The 17,187-nt window shown below is 69.8% G+C and carries 15 protein-coding genes; 5 read left to right on the forward strand and 10 right to left on the reverse strand.

Features of this window, described 5'->3' with window-relative positions; all coding sequences use genetic code 11:
- Positions 1-56: 56 nt before the first annotated feature.
- The 7 genes from NXI30_03435 to NXI30_03465 are packed head-to-tail and all read right to left on the reverse strand — an operon-like array spanning position 57 to position 7,676.
- Positions 57-1,535, reverse strand: coding sequence for a hypothetical protein (locus NXI30_03435; protein ID MCR9093247.1), 1,479 nt, complete (start codon positions 1,533-1,535; stop codon positions 57-59).
- The gene (locus tag NXI30_03440; GenBank protein ID MCR9093248.1) at positions 1,532-3,211 is read right to left on the reverse strand and encodes an NADH-quinone oxidoreductase subunit M; all 1,680 of its coding nucleotides are present in this window, start codon (positions 3,209-3,211) and stop codon (positions 1,532-1,534) included. Before NXI30_03440 ends, NXI30_03435 begins: the two co-directional genes overlap by 4 nt.
- A 13-nt stretch (positions 3,212-3,224) precedes the next feature.
- A complete protein-coding gene (locus NXI30_03445; protein MCR9093249.1) occupies positions 3,225-5,282 on the reverse strand; it encodes a hypothetical protein in 2,058 nt (685 codons plus the stop codon).
- Between the two features lie 4 nt (positions 5,283-5,286).
- Complete coding sequence (locus NXI30_03450) at positions 5,287-5,604, reverse strand: NADH-quinone oxidoreductase subunit K (GenBank protein MCR9093250.1); 318 nt, start codon at positions 5,602-5,604, stop codon at positions 5,287-5,289.
- 40 nt (positions 5,605-5,644) lie between these two features.
- Positions 5,645-6,160 carry a hypothetical protein gene (locus tag NXI30_03455; protein MCR9093251.1) on the reverse strand — a complete coding sequence of 172 codons (516 nt, stop codon included), beginning with the start codon at positions 6,158-6,160 and terminating at the stop codon, positions 5,645-5,647.
- Entirely contained in the window at positions 6,160-7,332 is a 1,173-nt protein-coding gene (locus tag NXI30_03460; protein ID MCR9093252.1) for an NADH-quinone oxidoreductase subunit H, read from the reverse strand. Before NXI30_03460 ends, NXI30_03455 begins: the two co-directional genes overlap by 1 nt.
- Positions 7,329-7,676 carry a hypothetical protein gene (locus NXI30_03465; protein ID MCR9093253.1) on the reverse strand — a complete coding sequence of 116 codons (348 nt, stop codon included), beginning with the start codon at positions 7,674-7,676 and terminating at the stop codon, positions 7,329-7,331. The genes NXI30_03460 and NXI30_03465 overlap by 4 nt, the downstream gene beginning before the upstream one ends.
- A gap of 285 nt (positions 7,677-7,961) precedes the next feature.
- Here NXI30_03465 and NXI30_03470 point away from each other — a divergent pair, with 285 nt between their 5' ends.
- The 5 genes from NXI30_03470 (at position 7,962) to NXI30_03490 (ending at position 15,588) form a co-directional block, all read left to right on the forward strand.
- Entirely contained in the window at positions 7,962-9,023 is a 1,062-nt protein-coding gene (locus tag NXI30_03470; GenBank protein MCR9093254.1) for an NAD(P)-dependent glycerol-3-phosphate dehydrogenase, read from the forward strand.
- 123 nt (positions 9,024-9,146) lie between these two features.
- Positions 9,147-9,398, forward strand: a complete 252-nt coding sequence (locus tag NXI30_03475; GenBank protein MCR9093255.1) for a ferrous iron transport protein A — start codon at positions 9,147-9,149, stop codon at positions 9,396-9,398.
- Positions 9,395-11,299 carry a ferrous iron transporter B gene (locus NXI30_03480; protein ID MCR9093256.1) on the forward strand — a complete coding sequence of 635 codons (1,905 nt, stop codon included), beginning with the start codon at positions 9,395-9,397 and terminating at the stop codon, positions 11,297-11,299. Before NXI30_03475 ends, NXI30_03480 begins: the two co-directional genes overlap by 4 nt.
- 48 nt (positions 11,300-11,347) lie before the next feature.
- Entirely contained in the window at positions 11,348-12,226 is an 879-nt protein-coding gene (locus NXI30_03485; protein MCR9093257.1) for a hypothetical protein, read from the forward strand.
- Between the two features lie 293 nt (positions 12,227-12,519).
- Positions 12,520-15,588, forward strand: coding sequence for a sulfatase-like hydrolase/transferase (locus NXI30_03490; GenBank protein ID MCR9093258.1), 3,069 nt, complete (start codon positions 12,520-12,522; stop codon positions 15,586-15,588).
- Positions 15,589-15,606: 18 nt separating this feature from the next.
- Here NXI30_03490 and NXI30_03495 read toward each other — a convergent pair whose 3' ends face one another.
- From NXI30_03495 to NXI30_03505, 3 genes are all read right to left on the reverse strand, one after another.
- Positions 15,607-16,266, reverse strand: a complete 660-nt coding sequence (locus NXI30_03495) for an HAD family phosphatase (GenBank protein MCR9093259.1) — start codon at positions 16,264-16,266, stop codon at positions 15,607-15,609.
- On the reverse strand, positions 16,256-16,663 hold the full coding sequence (gene msrB / locus NXI30_03500) for a peptide-methionine (R)-S-oxide reductase MsrB (protein ID MCR9093260.1): 408 nt from the start codon (positions 16,661-16,663) through the stop codon (positions 16,256-16,258). The genes NXI30_03495 and msrB overlap by 11 nt, the downstream gene beginning before the upstream one ends.
- A gap of 90 nt (positions 16,664-16,753) precedes the next feature.
- Positions 16,754-17,170, reverse strand: coding sequence for a hypothetical protein (locus NXI30_03505; protein MCR9093261.1), 417 nt, complete (start codon positions 17,168-17,170; stop codon positions 16,754-16,756).
- Positions 17,171-17,187 lie beyond the last annotated feature (17 nt).

Genomic DNA, 17,187 nt, shown 5'->3' on the forward strand with positions numbered 1-17,187 from the left:
CCGCCGACCGTCCCCCGAAGCGTACCGCAACGCGGCGAAGTCGCGGAAGCCGCGCGCTAGAGCCGCAGGGTCGCGACCGCCCGGTCGATCCAGATCGCGAGCTGGCCCGCCATGTTCGTCTCGCCGAGGATCGGACTCACCCCCAGCCAGATCGTGATCGCGCCGCAGACGAGCAGGACGAGCTGCTCGTTCGACAGAGCGCGGCTTCCCGTCTCGTTCCCGTCCGCGTTCCGCATCATCGCGAGCAGCGGACGACCGACGGCGGAGAGCGCGAGGACCGTCGCGGCGAGGCCCACGACCATGGCCCAGCGATGACCGCCGTGCTCGAGACCCTGAAGGATCCGGAATCGCGCGACGAAGCCGAGGGTCCCGGGAACGCCGCCGAGCGACAACAGAAACGTGCCGAGCAGGGCCGCACGAAGCGGGCTCGTCTGCATCATGCCGGCGAGGTCGCCGATGTGTTCGCAGGCGCGTTCGTGATGGCTGAGCGAGCTGAGCGTCGCCATCACGCCGGTGATCGCCGCGCCCGACGCGATCAGCCCCCAGAGCAGCGCCTGCGCGCCGTCGCCCTGCGCCTCGACGAGGGCGAGCGTCAAGAACCCGACCTGTCCGACGGCGATCCAGCCGACCAGGCGGCGAAGCCCGACCTGCACGAGCGCCATCGCGTGTCCCCAGACGAGAGCGAGCCCGCCGAGACCCGTGAGCAGCGTCGGCAGTCGTGTCCCGAACGAGTCCGGCTCGGCGAGCAGCGCGCCGGGCGCCGCGTGGAGCACGCGCAGCAGGACGAGGAAGATCGTCGCCTGCGCGACCGTCGCGACGTGGGTCGTCACGAAGCTCGGTGCGCCTTCGTGAACGTCCGGCGACCAGGGGTGGAAGGGCGCGATCGCGGCCCGGGCGACGAGCCCGAGGACGACCAGCGAGAGCCCGACGTCGAAGGCGAAGCCGTGCTCGACGCCGGCGCCCGAAAGGCCCGCGAGATCGAGTCGGCCGGTCGCGCCGAAGACGAAAGCGAGACCGTGGGCGAAGACCAGGCTCGCGAAGACGTGAGCGAAGAAGGCCTTGAGACTCGACTCGCTCGAAGAAAGACGCCGCGAGTCGATCGCCACCAACGCGATCATCGGTAGCCAGGCGAGCTCGATCGCCACGAGGAGCACCACCAGGTGGTCCGTCACGACCGCGGCCATCGCGCCCGCCCAGGAAAAGAGCAGCAACGCGATCGGCTCCGCGGGGCGACTGCGCGCCATGCCGAAATGGGTGAGCGAGAGCGCGAGGACGAGGGCGCCGGAAACCACGATGAAGCCGATCCCGAAGAGGCCGAACCCGTCGATGTCGAGGACTCCGCCGACCGGCTCGCGGCTGCCCCAGGCGAGGGTGAAGGCGACGCCCATCAGACTCACGACCGCGACGGCGCCGAGACGGATGCCGGCCAGGGCGGTCTGGCGATGACCGCTCCGGTCGCCGCGACCGAGAAGATCGAGGGCGAGGATCGCGAGGGCGCCGAGCGCCGGCATGAGCACCGGATTCAACAGGCTCATCGCAGCGGCTCCCCGGAACCGCCGCGTTCGAAGAACACGCGGCCGACACGCACGAAGGTTTCGCCTTCGGACGGCAACGCATCCTCGGGCCCCTCCGCATCGGGAGCCACCGAGCGCCGGTCCATCTGATAGAGCAGCTCGAGCACGGCCGGCTCGACGCGCCGAAGGACCGGATTCGGATGGATGCCGATCGCGACGATCGGAATCGTGAGCGCGAGCAGGATCGCCCGCTCGACCCGGTCGAGATCGATCAGGCCACGATTCGCGGGCTCGTCGACGGGACCGAGGAAGAGTCGCCGCTGGACCCAGAGCAGGTACGACGCCGCGACGACCATGGCGATCAACGCGAAGACCGACAGGGTCCGCCGGGTCTCGAGGCTGCCGAGCAGAACGAAGAGATCGCCCACGAAGCCGCCCAGCAGCGGCAACCCCATGAGCGACAGGACCATCACGCCGAAGAAGAACGCACAGACCGGCATCGGCTTCGCGAGGCCACCGAAGGCGCCCACCTCGGTCGTGCCCCGTCGCACGGCGAGGAAGCCGATCAGGACGAAGAGCCCGGCGGTCGCGAGCCCGTGGGTCAGCAGCTGGATGACCGCGCCGGTCAGCCCCTGCACGTTGAGCGTCGACATCCCGAAGAGCGCGAAGCCCGCGTACCCGACGGAGGCGTACGCGACGAGTCGCTTCAGCTCCTTCTGCACGAGGGCGAGGAGCGAGGCGTAGGCCAGGGCGACGATCCCGAGCAGGGAGAGCGCCGGGCCGCTCGCGTGCGCCGCGTCCGGGAAGAGCGGCAGCGCGAAGCGGAGCCAGCCGATCGCCGCGGTCTGGACGAAGCCCGTCGCGATCAGGACCGAAAGCCCCGTCGGCGCCGCCGCATGGGCGGCCGGCAGCCAGAAGTGGAGCGGCGCGATCGGGAGTCGCGTCGCGAGCGAGAAGGAGAATGCGAGGAAGAGCAGCCACTGCTCGTCGACCTCGAGCCGGACGTCGAGCAGCGAACGCACCATCCCTTCGCCCCCGTCCCGCGGCAGGAGATCCAGACTCGCCACGCCGAACTGAGAAAGGGTCGCCTCGTGCAGGACGAAGGCGACGAAGAGGAGACCCGCGAGTCCGATCGCTTCGGTCGTCCAGAGCCGCGACGCAGCGCGGGCGCGACCGAGGCCGCCCCAGCGTCCCATCCAGAGCATGAGCGGAACGAGCCCGGCGGCCCAGAAGCCGATGAAGATGAGCAGGTTGGAGGAAGCGATCGCCCCGAGGAGCGCGCTCTCGAGGGAGAGGATCACGAAGACCCAGGACGGTTCGGCATCCCGCACGGATTCGCGGGACGCGATCAGCGCGAGCGGGGAGACCGCCGCCGTCGAGAGGAGGAAGCAGAGACTGATTCCGTCGATCGCGAACGCGACGTTGGCGCCCAGGGAAGGGACCCAGGGCACGGCCTCGAGTCCCTGCAGTCCGAGGGTCTCCGGGTCGAAGCCGATCGCGGCCCAGAGCGTCGCCGCGAAGGTCGCGAGGGTGGCGACGAGCGCGGTGCCCAGCCAGACCCGGGAGGGCAGCTCCCCGAGGCCGACCGCGCCGAGCGTCCAAGCGAGGCCGCCGAGCACGAAGGCTACGGTCACGGGCAGCGCCACGACGATCGCGAGCAGATGATCGGCCGCGAAGAGGACCAGCGTATTCAGCATCTCGACCCGCCTCTCATACGACCATCCAGGTCACGACGACGACCACCGTCAGCAGGCCGAGCAGGATGTAGCTCTGCATCCGGCCGTTCTGGATCCGCCGGAGCACGCCCCAGACCGCTCCGCGGAGAACGCCCGAGCCACCGGATACGACCAGGCGATCGATCAGCTGGTTCTCGATCCCCCGCGCCAGGGCGAGCTCGGAGAGTCGCCGGACCGGCCGGACGAGCAGGACCTGATAGGCGCGCTCGAAGAAGAACATCTCGCGCATCCAGAGCGCCGCGATCCCCATCGCCCGGTGCTTCGATTCGCCGCGGTAGCCGCGCCGCGCATAGCGGGCGGTTGCGATCGCGGCCCCGAGCACGACGACCAGTGCGACGAGCGCCGCCAGCCAACCGCGCTCGCTGCCGATCAGCTCGGGATCGGGCGCCCCCGGAACCACGCGCGTCAGGAAGTAGCCGACGGTGTCCATCTGCTCGATCGGCACCGGCATGAACTGCTGCCAGAACTGTGCCGGGCTGAGGAAGCCGCCGCTGAAGGCGAGGACGGCGAGAATGGTCAGGCTGTTCTGCTGCCAGCCGGTGGGATCCTTGAGGGGCGACTCGACGAGGCCGCCGGGTCGGACGTTGCCCCAGAAGACCAGGAAGAACGCGCGCCCCATCGCGAAGGCGAGGACGCCCACGCTCGCAACGACGACCGCGAGGAGCAGGTCGCTCTCCGGGCGCGCCGAGATCCAGAGGAAGGCGACGAGCTCCTCGATCGGAAAGAAGCTCGCGAACGGGATGGCGCCGACCAGGCCGAGGCTCGCGATCAGGAAGAGCCAGTGCGTACCGGGCATGCGACGGCCGAGCCCGCCCATGCGCCGCAGATCCGTCTCGCCCTGCTGCGCCTCGATCACGACGCCGGCCACGAGCAGCAGCAACGCCTTCGACACCGAGTGGGTGAGCATCAGGAATGCCGCCGTCGAGTACGCCCCGATCCCGACCCCCAGGACCGCGAGCCCGAGGACCGCCGACGTGGTGAACGCGATCAGCCGCGGCAGGTGGAGCTGGTTCGCCGCGGCGAGACTCGCGAGGAGCGCCGTCGCGGCGCCCGCGAGGATCAGACTGCGGAGCGCCCCAGGCGCACTCTCCAACAAGAACGCGAAGCGCAGCAGGACGTAGACCCCCGCGACGACCGTCGTCACCGATTGCAGGAGCGCCTGCGCCGACGCCGGCCCCTTCGTCGATTGCGGGAGCCAGAAGTGGAGCGGCAGCTGCGCGCACTTGGTCAGCGCCGCCAGCACGAGACCGAAGCCCACGATCTCGAGCAGGAGCGGCGCCTGCGCCAGGCCGTAGGAGAGCCAGAGCACCCCCTGCCCTTCGAGCAGTCGGAACGCGGCCTCGATGCCGCGGAAGGTGAGCGCCGGCGCCCCGGCGCGGGAGAGCCCGTCGAAGAGCAGGAGCATCGCCGCCAGGAGTCCCAGGTCGCCGACCCGACCGATCACGAAGGTCGTCGCCCCGGCACGCGAGGCCTCACGATCCTCGAAGTCGAACGCGGCGAAGAGCTGCGAAGCGATCCCGACGCCGGCCCACCCGAGGAAGAAGAGCAGGAGGTTGTCCGCCAGGACCAGGACCAGGGTGGAGCCCACGAGCAGGTCGAGCATCGCGAAGGTGCGATGGGCCGCTTCGCGATTCCTCTTCCCGCTCGCGAACCCGCCGATCGCGTGCACGTACACCACGAGGGCGGTCCCGGTCACCACCAGGCAGAAGACCGCCGAGAGCGGATCGAGCTGGAACGCGAGCTCGGCGCTGAAGCTTCGCGGGCCGACACCGCCTCCGATCCAGGGGCCGACGCTGTCGAGCAGTCGCTCCGCCGCGCCCACGCCGACGAGATCGTAGAGGCCGATCATCGAGAAGCTGAGCGCGACCACGACCGCCGAGATCGAGACGCCGAAGACGAGCCGATCCGAGATCCGCGCCCGGACGAGGCCGATCAGGACGCCATGGACGAACGCCGCGACGAGGGGAAGCAGCGCGATCCAGCGGATCATCGATCCGCCGAAGAGCGCCCCGGTCGTCGTCAGGTCGTCCATCCGCCTAACCCTCGAGCAGCCCGGCGTCCTGCACGTCGAGCGTGCCGCGACGCACGACCCGAGCGACGACGATCGCGAGACCGAGGGCGACCTGGAGCAGGCCGACGAGCGCCAGGGCGACGAGCAGGACCGCGCCCTCCCCGGGGCTCGCCTCCGTCGACCGCGCCGAGAGCCAGCCCACGCCGACCACGACGACCGAGAGCCAACCGAAGAGCACGCCGACCAGCATGCCGATCAGGCTGCGTCGCCAGAGCAGCCCGAGCATCGCGACCCAGAAGAGTGCGAGACCGCCCATCACGAGCGCGAACGCCCCGTCGATCACGACGAACGTCCTCCGGCCGAATCGTGCGGGATCGCCACGACTAGCGGTTCCTCCCTTCGCCGCGCAGCAGCATGAGCGAGGCGAGAAGCGTCGCCGCCAACAGCAGCCCGACGAGCGAAACGCCTTCCTGGAGCGAACCGAAGAACCGGTCGCCGACGATGCTCTCCTCCGTGGGAAGACCGACCGAGACGAGACGCGAAGCCGCAGCGCCGTCGCCGGCCTGCGCGAGGACGAGACCGAGAACGACGATCCCACCGGCGAGGACCCCGAATGCGAGGCCGCGGGCCAGGGCGGTCAGGCCGTCGGTCGGCGGGAGATGATCGCGATCGACGTCGACGAGCATCCATCCGAAGAGCTGCACGACGGCGAGCGCGAGGGCCGCCCCCGCGAGCGCGAACCAGGCGGGGTAGCCGCCGCCGGCCTGCACGAGCGCGAGGCCGAGGGCCGAGAGGGACGCGCCGGCGGCGAAGACCGAACGCGTGAGATTGCGGCCGAGGACGACGGACGCGAAGGCCGAAAGACAGGCGAGCACGAGTGCCACGACGAGGACCGACATCAGCCACCGACTCCCGGGAGGCTCTCGAGCCAGAGCGCGATCGCCGCCACCAGCAGCAGGTTGGCCCACGCGACCGGAAGCAGCCGTCGTGTGGTGAGTCGCAGCGACCGGTCGTCGCGGCTGCTCGCCGACATGCGCGCGACCCGCGATGCGACGAAGATCACCCCGACGAGCTTTCCCGCGAACACGCCGACGTGGAGCAACGTCACGAGCGCTTCCGGCAAGCCGCGCCCCACGAAGGGCGCCGCACGATCGACCAGACCGGCCGGATCGAGCAGGGGCAGCCCGCCCGCGCCGAGGAAGAGCGTCACGAAGAGCCCGGCGGCGAAGACCTCTGCGAGCCGCGCTTCGACACGGATCCAGTAGAGCTCGGTGGCGTCGCCGTCGAGACCGAGCCCGGCGATGCCGACGCCGCCGCTGCCGGGAAGATCCGCTCGCGGCGAGCTGACCCAGAGCGAGATCGCAGCCGCGAAGAGGATCGCGGTGAGTGGCTGCGTGAAGACGTTCCAGGCCGGAATCGGCCAGGCCTCGAGGCCCGCGACGACTTCGGGTCCGAAGAGCCGCGCGAGACCGGCGACGGGCCAGAGCATGCGCTGCTGGTCGAGGACGAGATCGTGGAGTCGAAGGGAGGCCGCATCGATCGCGAGCGGCGTCGTCGCGAGCACCAGGAGCGCCGTCCCCGCGATGGCCCGACTCGTCTGTCGCGCGGCCCCGATCCGCGACCAGGCGCTCCGCTCCGAGAGGCCGGTCGCGCTTCGCGCGAACGCCAGGGCGAGCAACACGAGCACGATCGCGACGAGACCGCCCTCGAGATCGAGGAGCAGGAGCGGCGGCCCGGCGGTCCCGCCCCAGGTCCCCACGATCGGCAGCATCGCGAGCCCGAGCACGAGCGCGCCGCATCCGAGCGCGCGCGAGAGTCGCCGCAGGCCGCCCCGATGATCGACGACCCGCGTACGGCGACGCACGAGCCGGGCGAACCCGGCCAGCGCCCGCGCCGTGACGGAGCGCGAGGGCGGATGGAGCGGACCTCCGCCCCAGACCGCGCGCGGCGGAGCGAGCTCCGGCCGATCCGGACGGGGGCGGCTGCGACTGCTGCGCTCGAAGACCGCGACGCTCCCGAGCCCGACCATCGCGACCCCGAGCCAGACCATGACCAGCAGGATCGTCGTCATTCGACGCGCCCTCCCCGACCGGCGTGAACGACCACGAGCAGGGTCGGCAGCACGAGCCAGAGCCCCGTCTGCACGCCGCCGACGCCGAGTCCGCGCAGCGAGACCGCTGCCGGCACGAGGACCAACGCGACGAGCGCAATGAAGAACGCGCCTAACAAGCCGCGGTGGAGGAGCACGGCGTGGCGCGGAGAACGACGCGCCTTCTGCGACACCCCGAACTCGATCGCCTCGACCGGAGCGGTCGCGGCCCGACGGGCGGGCAGCGCGCGACGCAGCCCGGCGGCGGCGAGGGGCACGGCCGCGAGCATCGCGAGCGCGATCAGCAGGAACAGCGACGCGGGCATGCGCCCCCGGCGGCCCGATCCTCCTTCGCAGCGCGACCCGGGCGGACACGGGGCCGACGACTCGTGTCGGACCCGCTTCGGGGCGGCCACGTCGGACGCGATCGGACGGGCAATGGGGGGCGACCCACGGGCGGCGGGAACCGCGCCGTCAGGAGTCGCAAAAGTAGCCGTAGACCCCCGAAAGGTCAACGAAAATGCGGGGATCCGACCCCTCTCGAGCGCGCGCCGACGGCGGGCGCGACGGGCCGTGACATGCAGGGCTCGGTGGTTGGTAAGGTTCCCCCCGTGAGTACTCCGACCGCCGTGCTCGGTGCGGGCAGCTTCGGCACTTGCCTGGCGAGCCTGGGCGCCCGCGAACACGATGTGAAGATCTGGGCCCGCCGCGAGGAAGTGGTGGAGTCGATCAATCGTGACCACCGCAACCCACAGCACCTGACCGAGTTCGACCTGCCCGAGAGCCTCGAGGCGACGACGGACCTGCGCGACGCCCTCTCCGGCCGCGAGCTCGTGATCGTGGCCGTCCCGAGCACGGCCCTCCGCGAGGTGATGGAGACCGCCGCGCCCTGGATCGAGCCCGGCGCGATCGTCGTCTCCGCGGTCAAGGGGATCGAGTTCGAGACCGGGCTCACGATGCACGGCATCCTCGAGGACGTCCTGCCCGAGGAGCATCATCCTCGGCTCGTCGCCCTGTCCGGGCCGTCCTTTGCGGCCGAGATCGCTCAGCAGCGACCGACCGTCGTGACCCTCGCCTGCCGCGAGGAGGCCTACGCGATCTCGGTCCAGGCCACCCTCTCGAGCCCCTGGTTCCGCTGCTACACGAACACCGACGTGATCGGCGTCGAGATCGCCGGCGCCCTCAAGAACGTGATCGCGATCGCGATCGGCATGTGCGACGCCCAGGAGGGCGGCCACAACGCCCGCGCCGCCCTGATGACCCGCGGACTCGCCGAGATCACCCGGATCGGCGTGGCGATGGGAGCGACCCCCGAGACCTTCCTCGGCCTGTCCGGGATGGGCGACCTCCTGCTGACCTGTACGGGCGACCTCTCCCGCAACCGGCGGGTGGGGCTCGGGCTCGGCGCTGGACGGGGGCTGGAAGAGATCGTCGAGGAGCTCGGTGAGGTCGCAGAGGGCGTCCACACGACCCGGGCGGCGGTCCGGCTGGCCGCGCGGCTCGGCGTCGACGCCCCGATCGCGAATCAGGTCCGCGCCGTGCTCGACGGCGAGAAGACGCCGCAGGAGGCAGGGCTCGCGCTCATGACCCGCCAGCTGAAGAGCGAGCGCGACGCGACCTTCGCGCGCCGCGGAGGAACGGGATTCCGGGTAGGCGAACGCGATCGCAAATGAAATCCGTCCCTCAGGCTGCTCGAGGACGAGCGAAACCCCCCGAAATCGCTAGCGTTCGCGATTCTGAAAACGGTTTTCGATTCGCCGTCTCCGCGCGCCCGTCTCGTCCCTGATCCCCACGCCATGCCCCCTACCACCACGCTCGACCGCGTCCCGCGCGGAGCCTCGGTCCGCGTCGTCACCGTCGATGGCGGCGATGCGATCGCGCGCCGACTCGACGATCTCGGGCTGCGCGAAGGGGTCGCCGTCGAGGTCCTGCGCCGTGCGCCGCTCGGCGACCCGACCGTCTTCGAGCTCCACGGCTATCAGCTCTGCCTGCGCAAGAGCGAGTCCGGGCGGGTTCGGGTCGAACCGGTCGACGGAGCCCCCGCGTGAGCGCGACCGCACTCGATCCCGTCGGCCCCGTCTTCGGCCTGGTCGGCAGCCCGAACGCCGGGAAGACGACGCTCTTCAACGCGCTGACCGGCCTGCGCGCGCGGGTCGGCAACTACCCGGGCGTGACCGTCGAGCGGCGCGAGGCCCGCCTCGAGCTCGGGGGCCACGACGCGACCCTGATCGACCTCCCCGGGACCTACGGCCTCGAGCCGATCAGCGCGGACGAAGCCGTCGTCGGCGACGTGCTCGAGGGTCGGATCGAGGGCGCGCCGCAACCGCAGGCGCTGATCGTGGTGGCGGATGCCTGCTCGCTCGCGCGCACGCTGCCCTTCATCGGCGAGTCGATCCTGCTCGGTCGACCGGTCTGCGTCGTGCTCACGATGCTCGACGAGCTGGCGGCACGCGGCGGCTCGGTCGACCTGGAGCGACTCGGGGACGCGCTCGGCGTGCCGGTCGTCGGGGTCGTGGGCCACCGCGGCCGCGGCCTCGGCGCGCTGCGCGCGCTGCTCGAGGCCCCCTCGGCCTGGAGCGCCCCGGCCGTCCCGCCGCCGGGGGATCGCCGGGAACGCACGGGCTGGGCCGACTCGATCGCCGAGACCGTGATCGTGCAGGCCCCCACCCGCCACGCGCTCACCGAACGGATCGACCGACTCGTGCTCCATCCGCTCTGGGGCTCGCTGCTCTTCGCGATCGTCATGATCACGTTCTTCCAGCTGATCTTCAGCGCCGCCGGGCCCGCGATGGACTGGATCGACGGGGCGATCGTGAGCCTCGGCGAGATCGCACGCGCCTCGCTGCCGGCGGGCTGGCTGGCCGACCTCGTCGCCGACGGCCTGATCGCCGGCGTCGGCTCGGTGGTGATCTTCCTGCCGCAGATCGTGATCCTCTTCTCGCTCCTCTATCTGCTCGAAGACGTCGGCTACATGGCCCGGGCCGCCTTCGTGATCGACCGTGTGATGGGCCGGATCGGCCTCGAAGGGCGCTCCTTCGTCGCCCTCCTCTCCTCGTACGCCTGCGCCGTTCCCGGGATCATGGCGACGCGCACGATCCCCTCGCCCCGCGACCGCCTCGTCACGATCCTGGTCGCGCCGCTCATGACCTGCTCCGCGCGGCTCCCGGTCTACGCCCTCCTGATCAGCGCCTTCGTGCCCCGACGCGAGGTCTTCGGCCCGATCGGCCTGCAGGGCCTCGTCCTCCTCGGGCTCTACGTGGGTGGCGCCGCCGCTGCCCTGATCATGGCGGCGTTCCTCAAGCGGACGCTCGTCCCGGGCGACGGGCTCCCCTTCGCCATGGAGCTCCCGACCTATCGCTGGCCGACCCTGCGCGTCTGGGGCACGCAGGTCTACGAGAGCGCCTGGGCGTTCCTGCGCCGCGCGGGCACCATCATCCTGATCGCCTCGCTCGTGCTCTGGGTCCTGCTCACCTTCCCCCGCGTCGAAGCGCCCGCCGGCATGGACGAGCAGGCGGCCGCTTCCTACGCCCTCGAACAGAGCGTCGCCGGACGCCTCGGCCACGCGATCGAGCCCGCCATCGCCCCCCTCGGCTTCGACTGGAAGATCGGCGTCGGTCTCGTCGCGAGTCTCGCCGCGCGAGAGATCCTCGTCGCGACCCTCGCCCAGATCTACGCCGCCGAGCAGACCGACGAGGACGACGGCGGCTCCTCGCTTCGAGAAGCGCTCCGCTCCGATCGCCGACCGGATGGGCGCCTGGTCTTCGACCCACCGACCGTCGGCGCACTGCTCGTCTTCTTCGTCTTCGCGCTCCAGTGCACGTCGACGATCGCGATCATCAAGCGAGAGACGAATTCCTGGCGCTGGCCCGCGTTCGCGTTCACGTATCTGTTCGTGCTGGCGTACGTTGCGAGCTTCGCGACCCACCGGCTCGTCGGCGCCCTCGTCTGACGCGACGCCCCGATCCTTCGCGATCGCCGAATCGGCTATCCTCGCGCCATGGCCACCCAGCCCCTCCTTCGCCGGTTCCGCACCGTCTCGGCCGTCGCTCTCGCCGTCGCTCTCTGTGGGGTCGCGACCGGCTGCGCGACGCGCAACGTCCGCCACAACGTCCAGGACGACTACCTGACGATCGTCGACCTCGTGCGCGAAGTGCGCGGGTTCACGACCCAGGAGCAGGGCTTCGAGCACCCGGCCATCATCTCGCCGACCCGCCTCTCGAACATCCTGCGCGCCCTCGAGGTCGAGATGCAGACCGACGAGGGCACGATCCGCCAGCCGGCGATCCACCCGGCGATCGTGAATCGCGTCTCCGAGTCGCTCTCCGCCGCCCTCGAGAAGGCGTCGCCGGACGAAGAGGTCGCGGTCCGGGCGATCCGCAAGCAGCGCCGACTCGGCGTGCTCGACACCAAGTACCTGACGAGCTTCCTCGCGCACGTGAAGGACGAGCAGCTCTATCTGGCGATCCGCCGAGTCGACTGGCCGCTTCCTCCCGGCGCCGAGACGACGAAGACCAAGAACGTGCTCCCGGATCCGATCCGGGAGCGGCGATCGATGAACTTCCGGGTCGTGACCGGCGAGCCGATCTACTTCGCCGGCCCGCAGGATCTCGAAATCGACTGGCGCAACGAGGCCTTCGAGACCGCTTTCCACCTCCCCGGAACGACCAAGGGCCGCAAGCGCAAGCGCGAGGTCCTCGAGAGCTCCCGCATTCCGAGACAGGAGTTCGCGCCGCCGGCCGGACAGGCCGTCGGGCTGGAGGAGCTGACGCCGGAACAGCTCCGCGCGCTCGCCGATCTCGAAGAGGATCGTCGGGAGGGTCGGATCACGGAGACCGCGTACCAGCGGGAGCGCCGCCAGCTGCTTCGCAAGCGCTAGCGCGTCCTTTTCCTGGGCGCGCGCGGGGCGCGCTGTCAGCGAGCGGAGCTCGCTGACCGCTGAGGGCTCCTTCTCGGGGTGAACTCGGGCCCTCGCTCGACCGATACGACTTCGACCGTCCGGGTCCCGGCTCGGGATGCGGCAGGTCGGGTGCGGGTGGGGCGCAGCGTGGCGGTTTGGGAGCGGTCCCCGCGTGGATTTTGACCGCTACCTTCGGCCGCTTTCGTAGCACTCACCCCTGATCGTGGGGTCTCTCTCGAGGGGACCTGACCGACACAGGAGTTCGCCTTCAGATGACCATCTTCCTCCAGATCCTGGGCATCGGCATCCTCGCCGTCATCGGCTTCCGGATGCCCAAGGGCAGCACCGCGCGCACGCGGATCTTCACTGCCCTCAAGGCGTGGATCACGGTCTTCGCGTTCTGGATGCTCTTCAGCCACGAGATCGACGGCAAGAGCGTGCTCGAGCTGATCATCGAGAAGGTCGAGCAGATCGACCCGGTCACCTTCTGGACCTTCACGCTGATCGCGACGGGCATCAAGGTGATCGGCATGCTGTCGTCGATGTTCCGCTGGATCCTGATGCTGCGCGGTCAGGGGATCGAGCTGCCCTTCCGACACATCTTCGGCTCCTTCCTGATCGGCCGCTTCATCGGCACCTTCCTCCCCTCCACCGCCGGCCTCGACGGCTACACCCTCTTCGATGCCGCGCGCTTCTCGGGCAAGACCGTCGAGGTCACCGCCGCGAAATTCGTGGAGAAGGTCTGCGGCTTCTCCGGCGTCTTCCTCACCTTCCTGGTCACGCTCCCCTTCGGCATCGCCATCTTCGGCGACAACGCCACGCTCTTCGCGTCGATCTCGATTCCGATCGCGGCCGGTGTGATCTCCGCCCTGATCGTCGTCCTCCTCTTTCCCGGCTTCGTGCAGTGGATCCTCGAGACCGTCCCGCTCCCCGCGAAGGCACGGATCGCCGGCCTCGTCAGCCGGATCTCGACGTCCGCCGCGGCCTATCGCGGTCGCCCGGGTCTCGTCTTCCAGATCCTCTTCTTCTCGTTCCTCGTCCACTTCACGACCGCCGCGATGTACTACTTCACGGCGCTGGCGATCAGTGCGGAAGGCGCCGAGTTCTGGACCGTGACCTTCGGCTCGTCGATCCAGATCTTCGCGACGGTGATCAGCCCCTTCACGATCGCCGGTGAGGGCATCCGTGAGGCGGCGCAGCTCGTCCTGCTCGGCGAGCAGATCGGCGAAGCCGAGGCCGTCGTCTCCGCCGCGCTCGGCTTCTGGGCGGCGGAAGCACCCACCCTCTTCGGCTTCTTCTTCTGGTGGGCCCGCGGCGACGACTACCGCCCGGCCTACGCCAAGGTCGACGGCGTCCAGGTCGACTACGAAGCGGCGGCGGCCGCCGCGGCGTCCCTCGAAGAGGACGTCGACGTGACGGCGGGTGAGGAAGCCGCGACGCCCCTCGGCGAGCGCCTGTGGCGCGCGCCGGCCGCCGGTGCCTTCGCGGGCATCCTCGCCGGGATCGTGCTCGGCCTCGGCGAGGCGATCACCATCTACCAGGGCGGCCTCGGAACCGAGAGCCAGGTCTTCTGGTTCGGCCCTTTCCTCTGGGCTTCGGTCCTCGGTGGACTCTCGATCCTGGGCGGCCTGTTCCTGGCGACCCTCCCGATGGACAAGAAGGAGCTCGGTCACTGGGTCTTCCGCCTGGGCTTCGGCGCCTGTCTGATCCCCTTCGGCCTCTTCGTCGTACTCTTCCGACTGCGCCGCGACGTCTACCTCGAGCAGATGCCCCCGATCGGGGTGATCGCCCTCGTCCTGATCGCCGCCACGCTCCTGCTGGCGTTGATCCTGGGTCCGATGCGTCGCGTGGTCGAGCCGATCGCCGAGCGGATCACGAGCCCGATCGCCCCGATCGCCCTCTTCCTGGTCGGCGTGTTCGGCCTCGGCGGAGCGCTCTCGCTGGCCTTCGCGCCGGCATCCACCGAGCGGGCCGAGAAGAACGGGATCACGGCGGGGCTCGAGTCGAGACCGAACGTGATCCTGGTGATGGTCGATACGCTTCGCGCGGATCATCTCTCCTGCTACGGGAGCGACGTGTCCACGCCGAACCTCTGTCGCCTCGCCGAGGACGGCACGATCTACCAGGGCTTCTCCCACGCCTCGTGGACGAAGCCCGCGACCGCGTCGCTCATCACGTCGACCCTTCCTTCGACGCACAACGCCATGTCCAAGCCGTCGTCGCTGTCCGGGGACCTCGTGCTGATCCCGGAGGCGCTCCAGGAAGCGGGGTACACGACCGGCGGAATCGTCTCGAACGTCAATCTGGCCGAGAGCTTCGGCTTCGCCCAGGGCTACGACGACTACTACTACCTGGGGCCCGACTATCTCTTCGGGGCCGAGGAGTCGAGCTCGAAGCTGATCTCCTACCAGCTCGGCCGACAGATCGCGCTCGGCGTGTTCGGCGGCGACGAGGTCTACTTCAACGACTTCTATCAGGACTCCGAGGTCGTGAACGGCGTCGCCGAAGGCTGGCTCGACGCGCACGCGGACGAGCGTTTCTTCCTCTTCGTCCACTACATGGATCCCCACGATCCCTACTTCGAGCACCCCTACAACGGCTACGGCGTGGCGCGCGTCTCGATGCCCGAGCCCGAGCCGGAGATGGCGGCGGAGCTGAAGGACCTCTATCGCGGCGAGATCGAGTACCTCGACGCGAACTTCGGAAAGCTCCTCGCGAAGCTCGAATCCGAAGGCGTCTACGACGACACGGTGATCGTGCTGACCGCCGACCACGGCGAGGAGTTCCACGAGCACGGCGGCTTCTGGCACGGCCTGACGCTCTACGACGAGCAGATCCACGTGCCGCTCGTGATCAAGTGGGCGAACGGCGTCGAAGGCCCCTCGAACGGCGCCGACTCGGGGATCGCGCGACTGATCGACGTCGGCCCGACGCTGCTCGGGACCGCGGGCGTCCCCGTTCCGGGCACGATGCAGGGCATCGACCTCCGGACCCCCTTCGCCTCGCGCCTCGAGAAGGACCAGCAGGTCTTCGCCGAAGAGGATCACGAGGGCAACGTCCTCTGGGCGCTGCGGACCGAGGACGAGAAGCTGATCGTCGCGAACGCGGGGAACCCGCGGAAGCTGCCGGAGCGGGCGTACTTCGACATCTCGAGCGATCCGCTCGAGCTGGATCCCTACGAAGATCCCGAGGCCGAGGCCCACCTCGAGGAGCTCGCCGAGTTCCAGCGCCAGGCCGCCCTCGGCCAGGCGGTCCAGGGCGAGGACGTCGAGATGGACCTCCAGACCTGCCAGCGCCTCAAGGCGATCGGCTACGTCGAAGACTGCTCGCACCTGCAGTAGGCGAGCGCGCCGGGACGCCTAGCGAAGCCCCAACCAGCCCGGAAGCGCCGCCATCGAGTCGAGCCGCGCGATCGCCCGTGAGAAGTCCGCACCCGCGGTCAGCTCGTTCGGGATCGCGATGCACGCCATGCCCGCGTCGGTCGCCGACACGAGCCCCCGCTCCGTATCCTCGATCACGAGACAGCGCGACGGCTCGACGCCAATCCGTTTCGCCGCCACGAGGTACGGGTCCGGATGCGGCTTGTGCCGCGCGTAGTCGCCATCCGCGAGCACGAACTCGAAGTTCGGCACGAGCCCCGTCTGCACGTGGATCTCGTCGAAGTGGTCCCGGCTCGAACTCGTGACGATCGCCTTGGGGCATACGCCCCGAAGCGCCTCCATCGTGTCGTGCACCCCGTCGAGGACACGCACGCCCTCACGGATCAATGCGTTGTAGCGCCCGCCCCGAACGCGTCGCATCTCGAGGATCTCCTCGTCGGAGATCCCCTTCTCGCTCACGAGCTCGAAGACCGTCCGCCCCTGGCGCATCGTCCAGTCGTGATAGAGCTCGACCTGGAGGTCGATCCCGACCGTGGCGAGGATCTCCTGCGTCGCCTGGAAGAAGAGCGGCTCCGTGTCGACGAGGATCCCGTCGTTGTCGAAGAAGATCGCCTCGTAGCGATCGAGCCTACTCGTCATCCTTCTTCAGGTTGAGCGACGCCGAGTTCATGCAGTACCGCAGACCGGTCGGCTGCGGGCCGTCCGGGAAGACGTGCCCGAGATGCGCGTCGCACTTCGCGCAGACCGATTCGGTGCGAACCATGCCGTGGGAGCTGTCGACGATCTCGCCGACGGCGTCCTCGGCGACGGGCTGGTAGAAGCTCGGCCAGCCGGTGCCCGAGTCGTATTTCGTCTCCGAGCGGAAGAGCGGCGCATCGCAGCAGATGCAGTGGTAGGTCCCACTCGCCTTCTCGTCCCAGTAGCGGCCGGTGAACGCGCGCTCGGTCGCCGAGCAGCGAGCGACCTGGAACTCCTCTTCGGAGAGCTGCTCGCGCCATTCCTCGTCGGTCCGCGTCACCTTGTCGTCGTTCGCCATCGTCGTTCTCCTCGATCCTTCGATCCCTTGATTCGTCCACGCGGACGATCCGGTTACACGGGACTCTATCCGCGCCTGGACGACGCGGGCCTACCCCTCGTCGAGCGAGACGCGGATCGCGCTGCCCGTCGCCTCGAGCCGGACCACGCGTGGATTCTCGCCCTCCTCACGGAAGCGCATCTTCACGATCATCAGCTTCCCGAGCCCGGAGGCGCCGACGCCTTCCTCCACGCCGCCCGGCCAGGCCGCCGTGATCGGCTGGCCCAGCAGGCGCCACCAGGGCTCCTCTTCGTCGAGGGACCCGAGTCCATCCGGGAGTCCCTCCCGATCCCCGATCCCGGCGATCTCGAGCCCATCGTCCGACGGCGCAACCACGACCCTTCCGACGTCGAAGGTCAGCGCGAGCACGCCCACCGACGAACCCGCCCGGTCGCCCTCGGCCCGGAGGATCTTGCCCCGCGCCTCGGCGACGCGCTCGAGGATCTGGAGTCCTTCCTGCATCGACATGCCGGGGAGTCTACACT

Source organism: bacterium (assembly GCA_024742285.1).
Taxonomy (GTDB): domain Bacteria; phylum Myxococcota_A; class UBA9160; order UBA9160; family UBA4427; genus UBA4427.

What these genes read in the sequence shown, in the direction of transcription:
- msrB (MCR9093260.1), bottom strand. Translation starts at nt 16,663, where the DNA reads ATGGCGAACGACGACAAGGTGACGCGGACCGACGAGGAATGGCGCGAG.
- NXI30_03495 (MCR9093259.1), bottom strand. Translation starts at nt 16,266, where the DNA reads ATGACGAGTAGGCTCGATCGCTACGAGGCGATCTTCTTCGACAACGAC.
- NXI30_03455 (MCR9093251.1), bottom strand. Translation starts at nt 6,160, where the DNA reads ATGTCGGTCCTCGTCGTGGCACTCGTGCTCGCCTGTCTTTCGGCCTTC.
- NXI30_03440 (MCR9093248.1), bottom strand. Translation starts at nt 3,211, where the DNA reads ATGCTGAATACGCTGGTCCTCTTCGCGGCCGATCATCTGCTCGCGATC.
- NXI30_03460 (MCR9093252.1), bottom strand. Translation starts at nt 7,332, where the DNA reads ATGACGACGATCCTGCTGGTCATGGTCTGGCTCGGGGTCGCGATGGTC.
- NXI30_03490 (MCR9093258.1), top strand. Translation starts at nt 12,520, where the DNA reads ATGACCATCTTCCTCCAGATCCTGGGCATCGGCATCCTCGCCGTCATC.
- NXI30_03485 (MCR9093257.1), top strand. Translation starts at nt 11,348, where the DNA reads ATGGCCACCCAGCCCCTCCTTCGCCGGTTCCGCACCGTCTCGGCCGTC.
- NXI30_03445 (MCR9093249.1), bottom strand. Translation starts at nt 5,282, where the DNA reads ATGGACGACCTGACGACGACCGGGGCGCTCTTCGGCGGATCGATGATC.
- NXI30_03435 (MCR9093247.1), bottom strand. Translation starts at nt 1,535, where the DNA reads ATGAGCCTGTTGAATCCGGTGCTCATGCCGGCGCTCGGCGCCCTCGCG.
- NXI30_03475 (MCR9093255.1), top strand. Translation starts at nt 9,147, where the DNA reads ATGCCCCCTACCACCACGCTCGACCGCGTCCCGCGCGGAGCCTCGGTC.
- NXI30_03505 (MCR9093261.1), bottom strand. Translation starts at nt 17,170, where the DNA reads ATGTCGATGCAGGAAGGACTCCAGATCCTCGAGCGCGTCGCCGAGGCG.
- NXI30_03465 (MCR9093253.1), bottom strand. Translation starts at nt 7,676, where the DNA reads ATGCCCGCGTCGCTGTTCCTGCTGATCGCGCTCGCGATGCTCGCGGCC.